Consider the following 21008-nt stretch of genomic DNA (forward strand, 5'->3'; position numbering starts at 1 on the left):
GATATGCCACGAATGTCAGGTTTTTAAAATGTCATGTTGTCAGATTGTTTTTAATGTGCCGACAGTAAAACTGACAATTTACTTTGGTTTTTTATATTGGCACAAAGATTGACTTATGCCACCTGAGTTATAAATTAGTATATCAAAATTAAATATATAAAAAATGGGTAAAATAATCGGAATTGACTTAGGTACGACGAACTCTTGTGTTTCTGTAATGGAAGGTAACGAAGCAGTTGTTATTCCTAACGCAGAAGGAAAAAGAACAACGCCATCTATCATCGCTTTTGTTGAAGGTGGAGAAATTAAAGTGGGTGATCCTGCAAAAAGACAAGCGGTAACGAATCCTACAAAAACGATTGCTTCTATTAAACGTTTTATGGGACACACTTTTGCTGAAACTCAGGAAGAGGCAAAAAGAGTTCCTTACAGTGTTGTAAAAGGTGACAACAATACTCCACGTGTGGATATTGACGGTCGTTTATACACTGCTCAGGAATTGTCAGCAATGACACTTCAAAAAATGAAAAAAACTGCTGAAGACTATTTAGGTCAAACTGTAACTGAAGCGGTTATTACTGTTCCTGCTTACTTTAACGATGCACAACGTCAAGCTACTAAAGAAGCTGGTGAAATTGCTGGTCTTAAAGTTATGCGTATCATCAACGAGCCAACTGCAGCTGCACTTGCTTACGGATTAGATAAAAAAGGAACTGATCAAAAAATTGCTGTTTACGATTTAGGTGGAGGTACTTTTGATATCTCTGTTCTTGAATTAGGAGACGGTGTATTCGAAGTATTGTCTACAAATGGTGATACTCACTTAGGTGGAGATGATTTTGACCAGGTTATTATTGACTGGTTAGCTGACGATTTCAAATCTGAAGAAGGTATTGATTTACGTTTAGATCCAATGTCATTACAACGTTTGAAAGAGGCTGCAGAGAAAGCTAAGATTGAATTATCATCTTCTGCTGAAACTGAAATCAACTTACCTTACGTAACTGCTACTGCTTCTGGACCAAAACACTTAGTGAAAAAATTATCTAGAGCACAGTTCGAAAAATTATCTGATACTTTAGTAAAACGTTCTATGGAGCCAGTTGCTAAAGCATTAAAAGATGCAGGTTTATCTACATCTGATATCGACGAAGTAATCCTTGTTGGAGGTTCTACTCGTATGCCAAGAATTGCTGACGAAGTTGAGAAATTCTTTGGTAAAAAAGCATCTAAAGGTGTTAACCCTGATGAGGTTGTTGCTATTGGAGCTGCTATTCAAGGTGGAGTTTTATCTGGAGATGTAAAAGATGTATTGTTACTTGACGTAACTCCTCTTTCTTTAGGTATCGAAACTATGGGTGGTGTATTGACTAAATTAATTGAGTCTAACACAACTATTCCAACTAAAAAATCTCAAGTATTCTCTACTGCTGCTGATTCTCAACCATCTGTTGAAATCCACGTATTGCAAGGTGAAAGAGCTATGGCTGCTGATAACAAAACTATCGGTCGTTTCCACTTAGATGGTATTCCACCAGCACCAAGAGGAGTTCCTCAAATCGAGGTTACTTTTGATATTGATGCAAATGGTATCATCAAAGTTTCTGCAACTGATAAAGGAACAGGAAAATCTCACGATATCCGTATCGAAGCTTCTTCTGGATTAACAGCTGAAGAAATCGAAAAAATGAAAAAAGATGCTGAAGCTAACGCTGACGCTGACAAAATAGCTAAAGAAAGAGCTGAGAAATTAAACGAAGCTGACAGCATGATTTTCCAAACAGAAAGTCAATTGAAAGAGTTAGGAAGCAAACTTGCTGACGATCACAAAGTTGCTGTAGAGTACGCTTTAACTGAATTGAGAATGGCTCACCAATCTCAAGACATTCCAGCTATTCAAACTGCTCTTGACAACATTAATGCAGCTTGGAAAACAGCTACAGAAGCTATGTATGCTCAAGGTGAACAAGGTCAACAAGCTGCTCCACAACAAGAGCAATCTGGAGACAATGTTGAAGACGTTGAATTCGAAGAAGTAAAATAATTCTTCTTTAACAATAATGAAAAGCCGAGTCAGAAATGACTCGGTTTTTTTTATGTCTTATCTTTACGTGTTAAACCCGACAGGTTTTAAAAACCTGTCGGGTTTGCTTTACCAGATGCGAATCGTGTTTTTTAATATTTATCATAAACTCAGAAAATTTTCTAAAGAATCGAAGTTTTCTTTTTTACTGTGAAAAGTTTTTAAATCTTCAATATTGTTAAATAACGAAATGACTTTTTTACGTTTTAATTTTGTTGGTTTTTCTGAAATGCAAGTTAAGTAAGAGCTCCATGGATATTCTATTGGGTGTTCGCAGAAGCCATGATTTACAGGGTTATAATGAATGTATTTTATAACTGATTTTAAATAAGTATCATTGTGGATTAGTTTTCTTTTGAAAGGCCTTTCAAATAAAGCTCCATGACGATTGTAGCCTTTATTTATTGCTTTTGTGTAGGCATTAAATAAGTTGCCAAATGATTGGTGAAGAATGATTTTTTTGAACTCATTTTTATTTTCTTGAATTTCTTCCAAAGTTTTAATTCGTACTAATAAATGAAAATGATTTTTTAGTAAGCACCAAGCCAATGTTTCAGCAATCGGATTGATATGTTTGCCATATAAATTTAAGAAATATTCATGATTTCTGTTTTCCTTAAAAATATTTTCACTATTAATTCCTCTATTGTAGATGTGATAATAATTTCCAAACTCGAGTGGTTCAATTATTTGCATAAATTAATTTATTCGTTGACAAACCCGACAGGTTTTAAAAACCTGTTGGGTTTAATTTAAAGTAATACAAATATTACAAAATAAATAATTACATTACGCGATTTTTTTACCAAAATGATAAATGTCATTTACTGTTCGAATTCTTTTTCGTAATATTACTATGTAAATATTTTTGCATGAGAAAGATCAAATACAAGAAAGGACGGAAGCTTCAACATATCACTTTAGAGTATACAGGAACACAAAAAGAGCATGAAACTGAGATGCAGCTTTTTGTCTATGATGATGAAGATGTGGTTGAATACGAGAAGTTTACCGTTTTAGCATTAAATACCTGTATTGATTATACAAAAAATAACTGGCTCAACATCCACGGATTAAACGACATTAATTTACTTAAAACAATTGGTGCTCATTTTAAGCTCGATGATTTTTTATTAGCAGATATTTTAAATACCACCAAAAGAACAAAGCTTGAAGAACAAAAAGATATTTTATTTTTTAATATAAAGTCACTCTTGCCATCTGAATATTCAGATAATATAAGTGTAGAGCAGATAAGTTTTATTTTAAAAGATGGAATTTTGATTTCGTTTCAGGAAAAGCGAAGCGATTTTTTTACCCATATCAGGGAACGTCTTCGTACACATGCAGGGATTGTAAGAACCAAAAAGGTTGATTATTTACTGTATTTGTTATTAGATGCCGTAATGGAGAATTTTTACATTACGATTGAAGACGAAGAGGATAAGATTGAAGAATTAATCAATTTGACCAAAAAAGGAGCTGATCCTGTGATTCTGGAAAAGATTGAAAATCACCGTGATAATTTTAATTTTTTGAAACGTTCGATTATTCCGCTAAGGGATTCTTTGTATTATCTAAAGACAATTAAAGACGATGATACATACAACGGAATTGAAAAAGAGACTTTTAGTTTTTTCATCCGTTTGCATCAAAAAAGTTTAGAGCTTTTAGAACAAATTGATTCGGATATGAGTTCATTAGAGAGTGCTTCTAATTTTTATTTTTCGGAACAAAGCCGAAAGATGAATGAAATTATGAAGACACTTACCATTATTTCGGCCGTATTTATCCCGCTTACTTTTATTGTTGGAGTCTACGGTATGAACTTTGAATACATGCCGGAACTGAAAGCAAAAAACGGCTATTTTATTGTGCTGGGGGCGATGGTTTTATTGGTAATAGCCCTGATTATCTATTTCAAAAAAAGACGCTGGTTTTAGCGTTTATTATATATAATTAAAAAATTTGTTAAGTTTCAAAATATGAATTATGAGTAAAGCAGTATATATAGCCACAAGTGACCACAATAGTGGAAAGTCGATTATCACGCTCGGTTTGATGAGTATTTTAATTGGTAAAACGGCAAAAGTGGGTTATTTTAGGCCAATTGTCGAGGATTTTGTAGATGGAGAACTGGACAATCATATTGAGACAGTTTTATCATATTTTAATCTTGATATAAAGTTTGAAGATGCTTATGCAATAACCAAAAGCAAACTAATCAAGAAGAAAAATAAAGGAAAAATAGGCGAAGTTCTCGATTTAATTATTGAAAAGTATAAGAAACTTGAAGAGCGCTTTGACTTCGTTTTGGTAGAAGGTACAAGCTTTACAGGTGAAGGAACTTCAATAGAATTAGACTTGAATGTTCTAATTGCCAAAAACCTTGGAATCCCAAGTATTATTATAGGATCCGGAGTTGGAAAGACATTAGAAGAATTAGTCGACAGCCTTTATTTGGTTTATGATTCTTTTAAAGTTAAAGAAGTTGAGGTTTTATCTGTAATTGCAAATAAAGTACAATTCGAGAATATAGAACTGGTTACACAGGGATTACAGAAAAGCTTACCAGGAAACGTTTTAATCAATACAATTCCGTTGATTTCAAGTTTGAATAATCCAACAATGCAGGAAATTGTCAATCAGTTAGATGCAAAAGTATTGTTTGGAAGTGCTTATTTAAACAACGAAATTGGGCACTTTAGCGTTGGTGCCATGCAATTGCATAATTACTTGGTTCACTTGCATGATAATGCCCTGGTAATTACGCCAGGAGACCGTTCAGATATTATTCTTGGTGCTTTGCAAGCCAATGAATCCGCTAACTACCCAACTATTTCAGGAATTATTCTAACAGGAAATATTGTTCCTGAAGAAAGTATTTTAAAGCTTATTGAAGGACTTTCTGCCATTGTTCCTATTATTGCAGTTGATGGTGGTACTTATCACATTACAAATAAAATTGGGGCAATTAGATCAGAGATTTATGCCAACAATACACATAAAATTGAGACTTCGATAACTACTTTTGAAAAGTATGTTGAAGTTGAAACTTTGTCCGAAAGGTTAATCACTTTTATACCGGAAGGAATGACACCGAAAATGTTCCAGTATAATATGGTAAAAAGAGCCAAACAACATCGTAAACATATTGTTTTGCCTGAAGGATATGATGACCGAATTATCATCGCCGCTTCCAGATTACTAGATATGGATGTAGTAGATATTTCCATTATTGGAGATAAAAAACATATCGAAAATAAGGTTGCCGAGTTAGGAATTCCATTTGATTTTTCGAAAGTAAACATCATCAACCCAAAAGAATCTGAGCTTTATGAAGATTATGCTAATACTTATTATGAGCTTAGAAAAGCAAAGAATGTAAGTATTACTATGGCAAGGGATTTAATGGAAGATGTATCTTATTTTGGTACCATGATGGTATATAAAGGCCATGCTGACGGAATGGTTTCCGGTGCTGCACACACAACACAACACACCATTTTACCAGCCTTACAATTCATTAAAACAAAACCAAATTCATCTGTAGTTTCATCTGTATTTTTCATGTGTTTAGAAGACAGGGTTTCTGTTTTTGGCGATTGTGCTATTAATCCAAACCCAACAGCTGAGCAATTGGCAGAGATTGCGATTTCATCTGCAGAGTCAAGCTCAGCTTTTGGAATAGAACCTAAAATTGCCATGCTTTCTTATTCATCTGGTTCATCAGGAAAAGGAGATGAAGTAGATAAAGTGAGAACTGCAACTGAAATTGTAAAACAAAAACGACCAGATCTTAAAATTGAAGGTCCAATTCAGTACGATGCCGCGGTAGACCGTGCAGTAGGAAAAAGCAAAATGCCGGATTCTGAAGTGGCAGGGCAGGCGAGCGTACTTATTTTCCCTGATTTAAATACTGGAAACAATACTTATAAAGCAGTACAAAGAGAAACCGGAGCATTGGCTATTGGTCCAATGTTACAGGGTTTAAACAAGCCCGTAAACGATTTAAGCCGTGGTTGTACCGTAGATGATATTATAAATACAGTAGTGATTACAGCGATTCAGGCGCAAGGATTGTAATTGTAAGTTATGAGTTTTGAGTTATAAGTTATGAACTCACAATTCAATAAAAAAAATCCGTTTATATCCGCGTTTAAATTCACACTCTTTAAAAAAAAATAAAACGCTATGACTCTTAAGTGAAAAACTTAGAACCTTAGCAACTTAGAACCTTAGAAAAAAATGAAAATATTAATTATCAATTCAGGAAGTTCATCAATAAAATACCAATTAATGGTTATGCCAACAAACGAAGTAATTTGTACGGGTATGATTGATAGAATTGGATTAGAAACTTCAAATGTAACGTTTAAAACTTCATCAGATTCAATAGAAGAATTGCTTCCAATTCCGAACCATAAAGTGGGTTTGCAGAAAGTAGCCAATATGCTTTTGGATCCTGAAAAAGGAGTTATAAAATCTACTTCAGAAATTGGGGCGGTTGGACATCGTGTAGTGCATGGAGGAAGTTATTTCTCAGACACGACAATTATTACAGAAGAGGTTAAAGAAAAAATAAAGGAGCTTTCAGAATTGGCTCCATTGCATAATCCTGCGCATTTAGTTGGAATAAATGTTGCAGAAGAAATTTTTGCAACAGCAAAACAAGTAGCTGTTTTTGATACAGCTTTTCATCAAACAATTCCAGTTGAAGCACATAAATATGCTATTCCTAATTATCTTTTAACAGAGAATAAAGTCAGGGTTTATGGTTTTCACGGAACAAGTCATAAATATGTTTCTGAAAAAGCAATTGATTTTTTAGAAAAAAGTGCAAAAATAATTACCATCCATTTAGGAAATGGTTGTAGTATGACAGCAATCAAAGATGGTAAAAGTATCGATCATACTATGGGATTCTCGCCTGCAAATGGTTTAATAATGGGAACTCGTGCCGGAGATATCGATCAATCGGTGATATTTTATATGATCAAAAATCTCGGATATTCGGCAGAAGATGTAAATTCAATTTTATTGAAGCAAAGTGGAATGTTAGGGCTTACAGGATATAGTGATTTACGTGATATTCAGACAGAAGCAGCCAATGGAAATAAAGATTGTCAGCTTGCTTTATTAATGAATGCTTATCGCATTAAGAAATTTATTGGAGCATATGCTGCAGCTTTAAATGGTTTGGATGCTATTATTTTTACAGCAGGAATTGGCGAAAATTCAGCACATATGCGTCAATTGGTGTGTAGTGATATGGATTATTTTGGAATTGAATTAGACAACGAAAAAAATCAAATTCGTTCTAAAGAAATTAGGGAAATTAATACTTCAAATTCTAAAACAAAAGTTTTGGTGATTCCAACCGATGAAGAATATGAAATTGCTAATCAGGTATACCAATTGCTGCAGAATTAGTTGATTTTTAAAAAATAAATAAATTAGTTCAGATGATTATTACACTAATTCTTTTCTTAGTTTTTGTAACGATTTCAGCACTTCATTTTTATTGGGGTTTTGGAGGTAAATGGGGGAGTAACGCAGTCATACCAACCAATGATGAAGGAGTGCCGCTTTTTATTCCCAGAACAATTTCAACATTAATTATTGCTATTGGTTTGTTGGGTTTTGGAATGTTTTATCTGGTAAAATATGGATTAATAACGACGAACTTGCCAGAATGGCTTAATAAATATGGATTTTTAATCATAATTTCTATATTTATTTTAAGAGGCATAGGAGATTTTAACTTCATTGGCCTTTTCAAAAAACATAAAAGCTCTGAATTTGCTATAAATGATACAAAGTATTACACTCCTCTTTGTTTGGTAATAGTATTACTAACATTAACTTTAGTACTTTCTAATTAGATATTTAGTTTATTACAGCTATAAAAAAAGCTCCTCAATCGGGGAGCTTTTTTATGTTTTTAAATATTTGTCAGTATCTTTGAAGATAAATCCGAATATTTTGAAATCGATACTTTTAAAACTTCTTTTCTTCTTTTTCATTGCTTCGCAAATACAAGCACAAGAATTACTTCCTTTTGTAGAAAATTATAATAAATCAGACTACCAAGGCGACAATCAAATATGGAATGTCGCTCAGGGAAAGGATAATGCCATGTATTTTGCTAACAATCATTATTTATTGCGCTATGATGGCGTGATGTGGGAAAAATACACTTTGCCTAATAAAACCATTATCCGCTCGATTATGATCGAAGGGGATAAAATTTATTCCGGCTCTTATAAGGAATTTGGTTATTGGTACAGGAAAGAAGGTAAAATGCATTATGTTTCGATTACCAAAAATCTTCGTTTGTTTGATGAAAAAGACAATGAAGAAATCTGGAAAATTTTCAGATTTAAGGGATCTATTTATTTTCAGTCGTTTAATGATGTTTTTATTTATGATGGAAAGCACATCGAAAAAATTAAATTTCCTTTTTTAATATCGTACTGTTTCGTAGTTGATAACGATGTTTATGTAGCCTCGGTAGAAAAAGGTCTTTTTAAAATGAACGGCCCAGAAATTACAAATCCTAAAGGCTGGAATGTATTAAAAAAGACTGTAGTGCACGCCATCGAAAAATATCAAAACAAGACATACATTTTCACGCAGAAGAAAGGAATATTTATCGTAGAAAAAGACGGTTTAAAACCCTGGAATAATCCTTTAAATGAAATTTTAAAAGCAGCTACCATAAATGTTGCTAAATTTATCAGAGGCAATAAATTGGTTATCGGAACAGGAAACAGAGGTCTTTTTATTTATGATTTTGCAACCAATACCTATAAAAATATAGATCGAAATAATGTTTTAATGAATAACTCTATTTTAAGCATTGGTTTTGATAAAGAAAATGATTTATGGCTTGGCTTAGATAACGGAATTGCCCATGTAGAAGTAAATTCTCCGATCTCGTTTTTTTATGATAATTCAGGTCTTTTGGGTTCTGTTTATTCTGTAGCGACAACCCATAAAGGATATTTGATCGCCTCCAATCATGGCGTTTTTGAGTTTGATTCAGGTAAATTTCATATGATGCCTAATACACAAGGACAAGCCTGGAATATTACTAAAATTGATGATAAGTATATTATTGGTCATAATGATGGTACGTTTTGTTATAATAATGGAACATTAGTAAAAACCAATAATGTTAGCGGTGGATGGAATTTATCAAAAAGCATCATTAGTAATACCTATTTTCAGTCAACTTACAGCGGGGTTTTAGTCTATGATGATATCTCAAAATTAACTGAGACGAAAAAGATTGAAGATCTGTCGAAGCCCATAAAATATGTAGCCCAAAATAAAAAGAATGAAATCTGGGCTGCGGATAATTATCGAGGATTATATCGCGTTTTATATGATGATAATTACAAGACAAAAAAAGTTGAAAATATTACCCAGCAAAGCAAAATAAATAATGACTTTGGTGTCAAGATTTTCGAGTTCAGAAATGAAATTCTTTTTCTAATTAATAATTCCTGGTATACTTACAATTCTATAACCAATAAACTGGAGGAAAATGAATTGTTTAATATTAACTTCAAAGATATAACAGATGTTGTTGCTATCGATGAAGATCATTTTATGGTGCTTCAAAACGGAATTTTATATCATATCCAGGCCACAGGAAATAAATTTGTCTGGAATATTATTCAGGAGAAATATTATAAAGGAAAATTGATAAATGATAATCTGAGAATTTTTAAAACGAATAATCATTATCTGTTGAATCTGGATGATGGATTCATTTCTCTTCAGTTGAAATATGAAAACAAACAAAATTCAGATGTTAAAATCGAAGCATTTAATGATAATAATTTAGTCACAGATGAATCTACGATTACATACAATACAGAACTGAAGATAAACGTGATATCAGGTATTTATGGTGCCAGTAAACCTAATTTATTTTACAAGCTCAACGACAATAAAGATTTTGTTCAAATTTCTAATGGATTAATTGTACTGAATAATTTGAGCAGTGGCAATCATTCAATTATAGTTTACAAGCATAACGGTGCCAGTTATGAAAAAGTTTCTGATTTTGAATTTAATGTGGCTAAACCATGGTATTTCTCAATATGGATGGTGATGTTGTATATACTTATAATAGGGGTGGTATTGTTTTTCTATTATAAATGGAATAAGCTTCGCTATATGCAGAAATTAAGATTGCAGGCAGAAGAATTAAAACATCAAAGGGAAATTCTTGAAATGGAATTGAAAGCCGAGAATGAAATCAATATTCAGGAATACGAAAAACATATTTTAGAACTCGAATTGCAAACAAAATCATCTGAAGTTGCGGGAAAATCTTTGTCTATAGCTAAGCAAAGTGAAATGATTGAAAATATCCAAAGCATTCTGGATTCAGAAAAAGATTTTAATAAGCTGAAAAGTGAAATTAGAAAAGCAATTAAAATAAACGAGGTAAATAAACACGAATGGGAAATTTTTGAAACAAATCTGAATCAAATTCATAATGAGTTTATTATAAATCTCTCAAAAAAATTTCCAAATCTTACTCCAAAAGATATAAAATTGTGTGTTTACCTTAAAATGAATCTCTCCTCTAAAGAGATTGCACCTATGATGAATATCTCTTTTAGGGGCGTAGAACTACACCGATATCGCTTAAGAAAGAAATTAAATCTCTCTCAGGAAGAAAACCTGTCAAAATTTTTATTAAGTCTGTAAGATTCGCATTTAAAATTTAAGGATTTTATATTTTTAAGTATCATTTTTTATATAATTCCAATACATCATTACTACATCATAACGTTATGTTAATGAAATTAATTTAACATTTAAAGCATTGGTAATCATTAGTATATGATAATGTTTTAACATAATGATGTAGCTATGTAGTAGTGGTATATGATGTACTACAACGTTGTAATTGTTTAATTTGGCTCTACTAACTTAAATGATTACGAACTGTATGAAAAATTTTATTTTTAGCTTTTTAGCACTCTTGCTGCTTCCGGCTTATATGTCTGGACAAGCAATTAAAGGAAAAGTCGTAGACAGTAGCGGAATGGGAGTTCCAGGAGCAGTTATTGCTTCCTCTGATGCTAAAGCTACAACTGACGCAGATTTTGACGGAAACTTTACTATCAATGCAAAACCAGGAGATATATTAAAAGTCTCAATGTTGGGTTTTGATGCAGTTTCTGTACCGGCAACTGCCGCACCAATGACAATTACATTAAAAGAAGCTGAAGATACAGCCTTAAAAGAAGTTGTTGTTATTGGTTATGGAACCAGAAAGAAAATTGATAATACTTCAGCGGTAAGTTCAATTAAATCTGAAGAAATTACCAAAATGAAAGTAATGAATGCTTCGCAAGCTATTCAAGGTAAAGCTGCAGGGGTTCAGGTATCTAGTTCTGATGCTCCTGGAAGTACACCATCAGTTGTAATTAGAGGGGCTGGAACAGCATTGGGAGGTAGAAATCCTTTATATGTTGTAGATGGTATGCCAACTGAGAATATCAACAACATTAATACTAATGACATTACATCTTACGAAATTTTGAAAGATGCATCTTCATTAGCTATTTATGGAACCAGAGGTGCAAATGGTGTAATTATGATTACAACTAAAGCAGGAAAAGGAAAAATGAATGTTGAAGTTGAAAGTTTTGCAGGTTTTAGAACTCCTCTAAAAAATGTAAAAATGGCAAATGCTGATGAATATGTACGTTACAGCAATGCTGCTTACATAGGAGATTTTCCAAATGGCAGATTCTCTGCAAATCAACCTTATAACACTAATTGGTTTGATAAAATTACAAGAACAGGATCTTTTACTCAAAACAATATTGCCATTTCTGGGTCTTCAGAAAATGTAAAATACTTTTTTAGTGTTGGAAATTACGAAGAAAAAGGAATTTTGAACGGATCTGATTACGGACGTACTACTATTAGAAATAATAATGAGTTTAAACTGTCAGAAAAAGTTAAGATAACTCAAAATATGAGTGTAAGTACAGTAAAAAATAATCCAATGCCATTAAGTGCATTTACAAATGCTTACAGACAATCTCCACTAGTTCCTGTGCGTTATGCAGATGGAAAATATGGTGTGCCATTTATTTCAAATGGAGTTGTAGGTGAAACTGGTGATTCATTTAATAATGTTGGAAATCCTGTAGCTCAATTAGATTATACAAATGAGAAACAACAAAGTGTTACTTTGCAAGGAGGCTTGAAATTGGATTATGATATTATCAAATCATTAAAATTCACTTCACAATTTAATGGAGAATATTATACTTACAAACAATATAATTATGTTGATAATGTAGCACTTTGGCTATCAGCAGATCCTACTCGTGTACAATCAAAGTATCCTGGAGATTTGAATATAAACACTTTGACAAGAACTAGAGATGAGTATTTTAATTGGAATTTGTCTAACTACTTAACGTATAATAAAGTTTTTGCAGAAATTCATGATGTTGAAGTTACCGCAGGTATTGAGGCGAATGTTCAAGGTACAAGAGAGAAATTAACTATTGACAGAAAGAATGTAAATGCTAATGCTGACTATTGGTCTTTAAAAGATATCAATGTTGCAAGTTCAGTAACAGGTTATAAAGATGAGGCATTAAATCAAAGAAGATTACAATCTTATTTTGCACGTTTTCAATATAAATTGATGGATAAGTATCTGCTTACAGGTACAGTAAGACGTGACGGATCTTCACAATTTGCCGATGACAAACGTTGGGGAACATTCCCATCAGTAGGTTTAGGATGGGTTGTATCTAAAGAAAGCTTCTTAAGTAAAGTAGAAGTACTTAATTTATTAAAATTAAGAGGTTCTTGGGGTAAATTAGGAAATCAGAATGTACCATTGAATACTCAAACTTTTACTTCTGGATTAGATTATCCTAGCCTTGGATCAGGAACATCAATTAATTCGCAGGTAGATCCTAATTTATCATGGGAGATTGTAGAAGAACTTTCTGCAGGTTTTGATTTTGAGTTGTTTACTAATAGATTGAAAGGTTCTTTTGATGTATATGACAAAAATACAACAAACACAATTTTAAATGTTAAACCTTATTCAACTTCAGGAATTACTGTAGCTACGCCTTCACATATTGGAGAAGTTTCTAACAAAGGTTATGAAATTGCATTGCGTTGGGATGATAAAATAAATGATAATTTAAGTTATTGGGTTGGAGGAAATTTTTCTCACAATAAAAATGAACTTACTAATCTTAAAAATGTTCAGTTATCTCCTATTATTGGTGGAAGTTTAGGAAATGGTCAAAACACTAAAATACTTGATAATACTTCAGTAGGACAGCCTTTAGGTAGTTATTATATGTATGAATTTGCTGGAATCGATCAAACAAATGGCAATATGTTATACTACACTGCAAACGGGGATAAAGTAGTGCAGACAGCATTAAATGAGAGAACTGATAAAAAATATGTAGGAACACTTTTACCATCTTCTACTTACGGAGTAACTTTAGGATTAAATTATAAGAACATCGATTTTTCTATTGATGGATATGGAACAGGAGGAGCAAAAGTATATAACGGTAAAAAAGCACAGCGTTTTGGAGGAGAAAATATTGAAGCTTCGGTAGCACGTGATGTCTGGTCACAAAATAATACGACTTCTTCTAATCCTGCACCTTCTAATGTAACACCTTACGCTTCTACTTTTTTCTTGGAGTCAGCAGATTTCTTTAGAATCAATAACATTACTTTAGGCTATAAACTTCCACTTAAAGAAGACCAATTTATTAGTTCTTGCAGAATATATGTAAATGCAATAAATCCGTTTATCACTCAAAAATTCTCAGGGTTTTCACCTGATGTTACTGGAGATGGTAAATTGGTTGAAGGTACTCAAGGAGTTGAGTTAGATGCTTATCCATCATTGAGATCATTTGTTATTGGTGCTAATTTAAAATTTTAATATTATGAAAAGAATATATATATCAATGTTTGTGCTTTCCGGATTGCTCTTTGCAGGATGCGCAGATGACTTCTTGGATGTAAGTCCTACAGAATCAATTCCGGTTGAAACGGAGTTGGTAAATACTGATGATGGAGCAAATAGTTATGTAACAGCAATATATAATCAGTTTTTAGGATGGGAAATGTCTTCTTTTGGTTGGAATGCAGTGTCAAGTATTATAACAGATGATGCTGATAAAGGTTCGGATCCTGGAGATGCCGGTGGGGACAAAGATATTATTGATGCTTTAACTTACAATGCTTCAACAGCTTCTTTTGAATCTACCTGGAATGCTAATTATGCAGGAATAAATAGATGTAATCAAGCTTTAGATATTTTTCCTAAATTGGATAAAGTTACACCCGCTTTAAAAGTAAGGCTAGAGGGAGAAGCTAAATTTATGAGAGCTTTCATGTATTTTACTTTAGTAAAAGGATATGGTGGAGTTCCTATCGTAGATCATTTGTCTGGTGTACCAATATCAGATGCTGATAAACAAATGCAGTTAACTCGCAAATCAGCAGCAGAAGTTTATGCTTTTATAGAAAAAGATCTAGCAGATGCTATAGATATGTTGCCAGAAAAATCTGCTTACGTAGGAAATGATAAAAAGCGAGTTTCTAAAGGTTCAGCGTATGCTTTGTTAGCAAAAGTAAATTTATATCAAAAAAATTGGCAAAAAGTAATTGACAATTGTGATAAAGTTACAGGATATTCTTTAGTAGCTGATTACGCTGATCAATATAAAAAAGAAGGCGAATTTGGTAATGAATCTATTTTTGAGATTGATGGAATTGGAGGAACCTCTACTCCAGGTTTTGGAATTGGAAATTATACTGTTTCTCAGGCTCCTCGTGGAGCTGGAGGTTGGGGTTGGGGATTTAACACACCAACTAAAGGTTTAGCAGATGCTTATGAGCCTGGAGATGTTAGAAGAGATGCAACTATTATTTTCAGAGGTTCAGTTTTATACGACGGTACACCTGTACCTTCAACAGTAGCTAATGCAATGTATAATTATAAAGCATATTCATCAAAATTTTACAATCAGGAATTTACAGATACAAATCTTAGATATTTAAGATATGCAGAAGTAATCTTAATGAAAGCTGAAGCTTTGAATGAATTAGGACAAACTTCAGAAGCTATTCCTTTGTTGAATATAATTCGTAAAAGAGCAGGATTAGGAAATACTCCATTTACTTCTCAAGACGATATTAGAAAAGCAATCTACAAAGAAAGAAGATTAGAATTTGCTTTTGAGCATGACAGATGGTTTGATCTTGTGAGAACAGGACAAGCTCAGGCAGCTATGGCTGCAGATGGAAAAACTTTTATTGTTGGAAAACATGAGTTATGGCCTATACCAACTACCTTCTTAAGAGAAGCGGGTGGACTTTCTCAACAAAATCCAGGTGGTTACTAATTAAATTTTAAATCACTTCCTTCATAAATTGAAGGAAGTGATTATTTATAAATTACATAATTTTTTATAATGGTTAGAATTTCAGTTTTATTATTAGTTTTTAGTCTTTTTGGTTGCGGATCCAATTCTGATAAATCAAAGGAAAATGAAAAAGAGAATGCAGTTGCTGTAAAATTAACAGATGAAGAACTTCTATCAACAGTTCAAAAACAAACGTTTAAATATTTTTGGGATTACGCGGAGCCAAATTCCGGATTAGCAAGAGAACGTTATCATCCAGACGGAGTTTATCCTGAAAATGATGCTAACATCGTAACAACAGGAGGTTCAGGGTTCGGATTAATGGCTTTAGTTTCAGGTATGTCTCAAGGTTATATTACCAAAGAGCAAGGAGTTGAACGACTAAACAAAATTGCTGACTTTTTAGGCAAAGCAGATCGTTTTCATGGAGCATGGTCACACTGGATTGACGGAAATACAGGAAAAGTAAAGCCTTTTGGAACCAAGGATAATGGTGGAGATTTAGTCGAAACTTCATTTTTGGTTGCGGGAATGATTACAGTTCGTGAATATCTTAAAGATGGTTCTGAGAACGAAAAAGCAGTTGCTCAAAAATATGACGCACTTTGGAAAGGTGTTGACTGGCAATGGTACACCAATAATAAAAATGTATTATACTGGCACTGGTCGCCTTCTTATGCGTGGCAAATGAATTTTCCTTTAGAAGGATATAACGAATGTTTGATAACTTATGTTTTGGCAGCATCTTCGCCAACACATTCAATTGATGCAAAAGCATATCATGAAGGATGGGCGAGAAGTGGCGGAATTGTTTCTTCTAAAACAAAATATAATCTTCCATTAATCTTAAAACATAATGGAGCTGAAGAATATGGCGGGCCTTTATTCTGGGCACATTATTCTTATGTTGGTTTAGATCCAAATCAATTGACTGATAAATATGCAAATTATTGGGATTTGAATGTGAACCAAACAAAAATAGATTATGAATATTGTGTTGAAAATCCAAAGAAATTTGAAGGTTACGGACCGGACTATTGGGGATTATCAGCATCTTATTCAAGAAATCCTGACGGATCAATCGGGTATAATGCACATTTCCCAACAAATGATGTAGGAGTTATATCACCAACAGCGGCAATAAGCTCAATTGTATATACGCCAAAAGAATCTATGGCACTTATAAGAAATCTTTATGACAATCATAAAGATAAAACTTGGGGAGAAGCTGGTTTTTATGATGCTTTGAGTTTACAAAATGATAATTGGGTTGCAAAACGTTATTTAGCAATTGATCAGGGACCAGAAGTAGTAATGATTGAAAATTACAGAACAGGTTTATTATGGAAATTATTCATGAATGCACCAGAAGTAAAACAAGGCTTAGTTAAACTTGGTTTCAAATCCGGGAAATACGGAATTCAATAGCATTTCGAATGAAATTTAAAATAGCGTTAATAGCGATATTATTTTCTGTAATGGGTTTTGCGCAAAGCGAAACAACCGGAAAAATAAAAACAGTACAAGTAACCAAATATGAATTGGGTTACGCATTACACAAACCGGCCAATACAAAAGATAAAAAACCATTAATAGTTTTTATTTCGGGTGATGGAGAAAAAGGAACAGACATTGAAAAAGTAAAAATTAATGGACCTTTAAAATATCTGAAAACGCATCAATTAGATGCTTACGTTTTAGCTCCTCAATGCAAAGAAGATGAAAATTGGAATATTGAATCTATTGATGAATTGATTTTAAAAATTCAAAAAGAGAACAAAATAGATCCTGACAGAATATATGTTACCGGTTTAAGTTCCGGAGGTTGGGCAGCATGGAATTTAGCATTATCATATCCGGATAAGTTTGCAGCAATTGTACCTATTTCAGGTTTTGTTGATTTGATTGAATTAGAAAGTGCGTGTAAAATTGCAAATATTCCAACCAGAATTTTTCACGGACTATTAGATGATGTAGTAAAGGTAGATTATGCGATCACCATTTACAAAGAATTAAAAAAGTGCAATGCCAAAGATGTACAATTAACAATTTTTGATGATGCAGGCCACGATAGCTGGTCGAGAGTGTATGACAATCCTGAAATTTATGACTGGATGTTTAAACAAATGAAAATGAATACGAACAAATAAATATAATAGAATGAAATCGGTTTGATTCCAAATTCCAAATAGAACGAAGAAAAGCGATTCCATGTTCCATTAAAAAACAAATATTAAATACACATGAAAAACAAATTAGTCTTACTATTTTTAGGATGTGCTGTTTTGGGTTATGCCCAGAAAAAGAATACTAAAAGTACAGTAAAAATTAAACCAAGGTCGGAGTTTGTAGCTGAATTAATGTCGAAAATGACATTAGATGAAAAATTAGGGCAGCTTAATTTACCAACTTCTGGAGATATTACTACAGGACAAGCAAACAGTTCTGATGTGGCGACAAAAATTGCTGAAGGTAAAGTTGGAGGTTTATTCAATATTAAATCTGTTCAAAAGATTAGAGAAGTACAAAAAATCGCTGTAGAAAAAAGCCGTTTGAAAATTCCGTTGATTTTTGGAATGGATGTTATTCACGGTTACGAAACAACATTCCCAATTCCGTTAGGATTATCTTGTACATGGGATATGGGATTGATCGAAAGAAGTGCTCAGATTGCAGCTCAGGAAGCAAGTGCTGACGGTATCAACTGGACATTCTCTCCTATGGTTGACGTTTCTCGTGATCCGCGTTGGGGAAGAGTTTCTGAAGGTTCTGGTGAAGACCCGTACTTAGGAAGCCGAATTGCAACTGCAATGGTAAACGGATACCAACAACATGATCTTTCAAAAAATAATTCCATTATGGCCTGTGTAAAACACTTCGCTTTATATGGTGCTCCGGAAGGTGGTCGTGATTATAACACAGTTGATATGAGTCATATCAGAATGTTCAATGATTATTTTCCTCCTTACAAAGCAGCTGTTGATGCCGGAGTAGGATCTGTTATGGCTTCTTTTAACGAAGTTGACGGAATTCCTGCAACAGGAAACAAATGGTTAATGACTGATGTTTTAAGAAAACAATGGGGTTTTAAAGGTTTCGTAGTAACTGATTTTACTGGAATCCCTGAAATGATCGAACACGGTATGGGAGATTTACAAGCAGTATCTGCTCAGTCTTTAAATGCAGGTGTTGAAATGGATATGGTTGGAGAAGGTTTCTTAGGAACTTTGAAAAAGTCATTAGACGAGAAAAAAGTAACGATCGAAACAATCGATAATGCTGTTAAACTTATTTTGGAAGCGAAATACGATTTAGGATTATTTAGTGATCCTTATAAATATTGTGATGAAAAAAGAGCAAAAACTGAAATCTTTACTGCAAGCAGTAGAAAAGAAGCAAGATCAATTTCTGCACAATCATTGGTTTTACTAAAAAATCAAGGCCAGGTATTACCTCTTAAAAAATCTGGAACTATCGCTTTGATCGGGCCATTGGCAGATGCAAAAGAAAATATGCCGGGAACATGGAGTGTGGCTACAAAAATGGAAAATGCTATTTCATTATTAGCAGGAATCAAAGAAGTAGCAGGACCTTCAACAAAAGTATTATATGCTAAAGGAAGTAACTTAGATTACGATGAAACTTTTGAAACTAACGCAACAATGTTTGGTAAAACCTTACACCGTGATGGTCGCTCGAAAGAAGAGTTATTAGCAGAAGCTTTAAAAGTAGCAAATCAATCTGATGTGATTGTTGCAGCTCTTGGAGAATCAGCAGAATTAAGTGGAGAATCTAGCAGCCGTACGAATTTAGAAATTCCACAAGCTCAAAAAGATTTATTAAATGCATTATTAAAAACAGGAAAACCAGTTGTTCTAGTTTTATTCGACGGACGTCCATTAGTGATTAAAGAAGAAAACGAAACTGTTCCTGCAATTTTAAATGTTTGGTTTGCTGGTAGTGAAGCAGGTTATGCTATTGCTGATGTATTGTTTGGAGATGTAAATCCTTCTGGAAAACTTACATCAACTTTCCCTAGAAGCGTTGGTCAATTGCCAATTTATTATGCACACAAAAATACAGGAAGACCACTTTCTAACACAGAAGGTAAATTCGAAAAATTCAGATCTAATTATATCGACGAAAGAAACGAGCCATTATTTCCATTTGGTTTTGGTTTAAGCTATACCTCTTTTGAGTATTCAAACCTGAAAATTTCAGCTGATAAAATGAACGCTGCAGGAAAATTGAAAGTAACTGTAGATGTTGCAAATACTGGAAAATATGATGGAAAAGAAACAGTTCAGTTGTATATCAGAGATTTAGTTGGTTCAGTAACAAGACCAGTTAGAGAACTGAAAAATTTCCAAAAAATTACACTTAAAAAGGGTGAAAAACAAACCGTGACTTTTGATATCACAGTTGAAGATTTAAAATTTTATAATTCTGATTTACAATTTGTAGCAGAACCTGGGCAGTTTGATGTTTTCGTTGGTGGAAATTCAAATGCCGATAAGAAAGTTAGTTTTGAGTTAACTAAATAGTTGGTTTATTTATTATTGATTGGCCCTTCGTTGTTAGTTCGGAGGGCTTTTTTTTAGCTTTCAAACTCTATTTTGTAAGTAAATTCAATAGCTAAAATTAAAAAATACAAATCTTAATTTCTATACAATGAATACAAATAAAACATTTTACGCATTTCTTATAATGCTGATCATAGTTGGTTTCTCTTCTTGTAATGCACAGAAAAATGCTATCGTAGCACATCGCGGAGCATGGAAAAAAAATAACTTACCTGAAAATTCTATTGCGTCCCTAAGGCATGCGATCGATTTAAAACTTCCGGGTTCAGAATTTGACGTTTGGAGAACTGCAGATGATTCATTAATAATTAATCACGATGCGCATTATAATAAATTGCTTATCGAAGAAACAAATTATGCTGACTTAATCAAGTTTAAACTTTCTAACGGAGAAAAGCTTCCAACTCTGCACGAATATATTGTTGAAGGTAAAAAGAATAATAAACATACTCTTTTGGTATGCGAAATAAAACCTTCGGAAATAAGCAAAGAAAGAGGAAAAGAAACGGCGCTAAAAACGGTTGCAACGATCAAAAAACTAAAGGCAGATAAAAACACCTGTTACATTAGTTTTGATTACGAAATCCTAAAAGAAATTAGAAAAGTAGATCAAAAAGCAGTTTTGCAATATTTAGAAGGAAATAAGTCTCCAAAAGAAGTAAAAGCAGACAATATCAATGGTGTAGATTATCATTATTCATTCTTTAAAAAACATCCCGAATGGATTAAAGAAGCAAAAGAGAATAAGATCATTTTAAACGCCTGGACAGTTAATGAGGCTGCTGATATGGATTGGATTATCGAAAACAAGTTTGATTATATCACCACCAATGAACCTGAATTATTGAGAGAAAGAATAAAGAATAAAGAATAAAG

General features: G+C 33.1%; 13 protein-coding genes. 12 read left to right on the forward strand and 1 reads right to left on the reverse strand.

Annotation, left to right across the window (positions count from 1 at the left end):
• The first annotated feature begins 163 nt into the window (after positions 1-163).
• Positions 164-2044 carry a molecular chaperone DnaK gene (gene dnaK / locus LNP81_RS15190; RefSeq protein WP_173972930.1) on the forward strand — a complete coding sequence of 627 codons (1881 nt, stop codon included), beginning with the start codon at positions 164-166 and terminating at the stop codon, positions 2042-2044.
• Positions 2045-2185: 141 nt separating this feature from the next.
• On the opposite strand, the gene LNP81_RS15195 is transcribed toward dnaK, so the two are convergent.
• Positions 2186-2779: a transposase gene (locus LNP81_RS15195; protein ID WP_230037231.1), complete on the reverse strand. Its 594-nt coding sequence runs from the start codon at positions 2777-2779 to the stop codon at positions 2186-2188.
• Between the two features lie 176 nt (positions 2780-2955).
• Here LNP81_RS15195 and corA point away from each other — a divergent pair, with 176 nt between their 5' ends.
• From corA to LNP81_RS15250, 11 genes are all read left to right on the forward strand, one after another.
• Complete coding sequence (gene corA, locus LNP81_RS15200) at positions 2956-4026, forward strand: magnesium/cobalt transporter CorA (RefSeq protein WP_230037233.1); 1071 nt, start codon at positions 2956-2958, stop codon at positions 4024-4026.
• A 49-nt stretch (positions 4027-4075) separates the two neighbouring features.
• Positions 4076-6169, forward strand: coding sequence for a phosphate acetyltransferase (gene pta, locus LNP81_RS15205; RefSeq protein WP_230037235.1), 2094 nt, complete (start codon positions 4076-4078; stop codon positions 6167-6169).
• A 162-nt stretch (positions 6170-6331) separates the two neighbouring features.
• Positions 6332-7516, forward strand: a complete 1185-nt coding sequence (locus LNP81_RS15210; protein WP_230037237.1) for an acetate/propionate family kinase — start codon at positions 6332-6334, stop codon at positions 7514-7516.
• Between the two features lie 32 nt (positions 7517-7548).
• The gene (locus LNP81_RS15215; protein ID WP_230037239.1) at positions 7549-7968 is read left to right on the forward strand and encodes a DUF3995 domain-containing protein; all 420 of its coding nucleotides are present in this window, start codon (positions 7549-7551) and stop codon (positions 7966-7968) included.
• A 100-nt stretch (positions 7969-8068) separates the two neighbouring features.
• On the forward strand, positions 8069-10813 hold the full coding sequence (locus LNP81_RS15220; protein ID WP_230037241.1) for a helix-turn-helix and ligand-binding sensor domain-containing protein: 2745 nt from the start codon (positions 8069-8071) through the stop codon (positions 10811-10813).
• Between the two features lie 244 nt (positions 10814-11057).
• Positions 11058-14060: a SusC/RagA family TonB-linked outer membrane protein gene (locus tag LNP81_RS15225; protein ID WP_230037243.1), complete on the forward strand. Its 3003-nt coding sequence runs from the start codon at positions 11058-11060 to the stop codon at positions 14058-14060.
• 4 nt (positions 14061-14064) lie between these two features.
• Entirely contained in the window at positions 14065-15528 is a 1464-nt protein-coding gene (locus tag LNP81_RS15230) for a RagB/SusD family nutrient uptake outer membrane protein (protein WP_230037245.1), read from the forward strand.
• Positions 15529-15597: 69 nt separating this feature from the next.
• Positions 15598-16977, forward strand: a complete 1380-nt coding sequence (locus LNP81_RS15235) for a glucoamylase family protein (RefSeq protein WP_230037247.1) — start codon at positions 15598-15600, stop codon at positions 16975-16977.
• Positions 16978-16985: 8 nt separating this feature from the next.
• Complete coding sequence (locus tag LNP81_RS15240; RefSeq protein ID WP_230037250.1) at positions 16986-17699, forward strand: carboxylesterase family protein; 714 nt, start codon at positions 16986-16988, stop codon at positions 17697-17699.
• A 93-nt stretch (positions 17700-17792) separates the two neighbouring features.
• Positions 17793-20093, forward strand: a complete 2301-nt coding sequence (bglX, locus tag LNP81_RS15245) for a beta-glucosidase BglX (protein ID WP_230037252.1) — start codon at positions 17793-17795, stop codon at positions 20091-20093.
• Positions 20094-20220: 127 nt separating this feature from the next.
• Positions 20221-21006 carry a glycerophosphodiester phosphodiesterase family protein gene (locus LNP81_RS15250; protein ID WP_230037254.1) on the forward strand — a complete coding sequence of 262 codons (786 nt, stop codon included), beginning with the start codon at positions 20221-20223 and terminating at the stop codon, positions 21004-21006.
• The last annotated feature ends 2 nt before the right edge of the window (positions 21007-21008 follow it).

The organism is Flavobacterium piscisymbiosum (assembly GCF_020905295.1).
Classification (GTDB): domain Bacteria; phylum Bacteroidota; class Bacteroidia; order Flavobacteriales; family Flavobacteriaceae; genus Flavobacterium; species Flavobacterium piscisymbiosum.

What these genes read in the sequence shown, in the direction of transcription:
- LNP81_RS15230 (WP_230037245.1), top strand. Translation starts at nt 14,065, where the DNA reads ATGAAAAGAATATATATATCAATGTTTGTGCTTTCCGGATTGCTCTTT.
- corA (WP_230037233.1), top strand. Translation starts at nt 2,956, where the DNA reads ATGAGAAAGATCAAATACAAGAAAGGACGGAAGCTTCAACATATCACT.
- LNP81_RS15225 (WP_230037243.1), top strand. Translation starts at nt 11,058, where the DNA reads ATGAAAAATTTTATTTTTAGCTTTTTAGCACTCTTGCTGCTTCCGGCT.
- LNP81_RS15240 (WP_230037250.1), top strand. Translation starts at nt 16,986, where the DNA reads ATGAAATTTAAAATAGCGTTAATAGCGATATTATTTTCTGTAATGGGT.
- dnaK (WP_173972930.1), top strand. Translation starts at nt 164, where the DNA reads ATGGGTAAAATAATCGGAATTGACTTAGGTACGACGAACTCTTGTGTT.
- LNP81_RS15210 (WP_230037237.1), top strand. Translation starts at nt 6,332, where the DNA reads ATGAAAATATTAATTATCAATTCAGGAAGTTCATCAATAAAATACCAA.
- LNP81_RS15250 (WP_230037254.1), top strand. Translation starts at nt 20,221, where the DNA reads ATGAATACAAATAAAACATTTTACGCATTTCTTATAATGCTGATCATA.
- pta (WP_230037235.1), top strand. Translation starts at nt 4,076, where the DNA reads ATGAGTAAAGCAGTATATATAGCCACAAGTGACCACAATAGTGGAAAG.
- LNP81_RS15215 (WP_230037239.1), top strand. Translation starts at nt 7,549, where the DNA reads ATGATTATTACACTAATTCTTTTCTTAGTTTTTGTAACGATTTCAGCA.
- LNP81_RS15195 (WP_230037231.1), bottom strand. Translation starts at nt 2,779, where the DNA reads ATGCAAATAATTGAACCACTCGAGTTTGGAAATTATTATCACATCTAC.
- bglX (WP_230037252.1), top strand. Translation starts at nt 17,793, where the DNA reads ATGAAAAACAAATTAGTCTTACTATTTTTAGGATGTGCTGTTTTGGGT.
- LNP81_RS15235 (WP_230037247.1), top strand. Translation starts at nt 15,598, where the DNA reads ATGGTTAGAATTTCAGTTTTATTATTAGTTTTTAGTCTTTTTGGTTGC.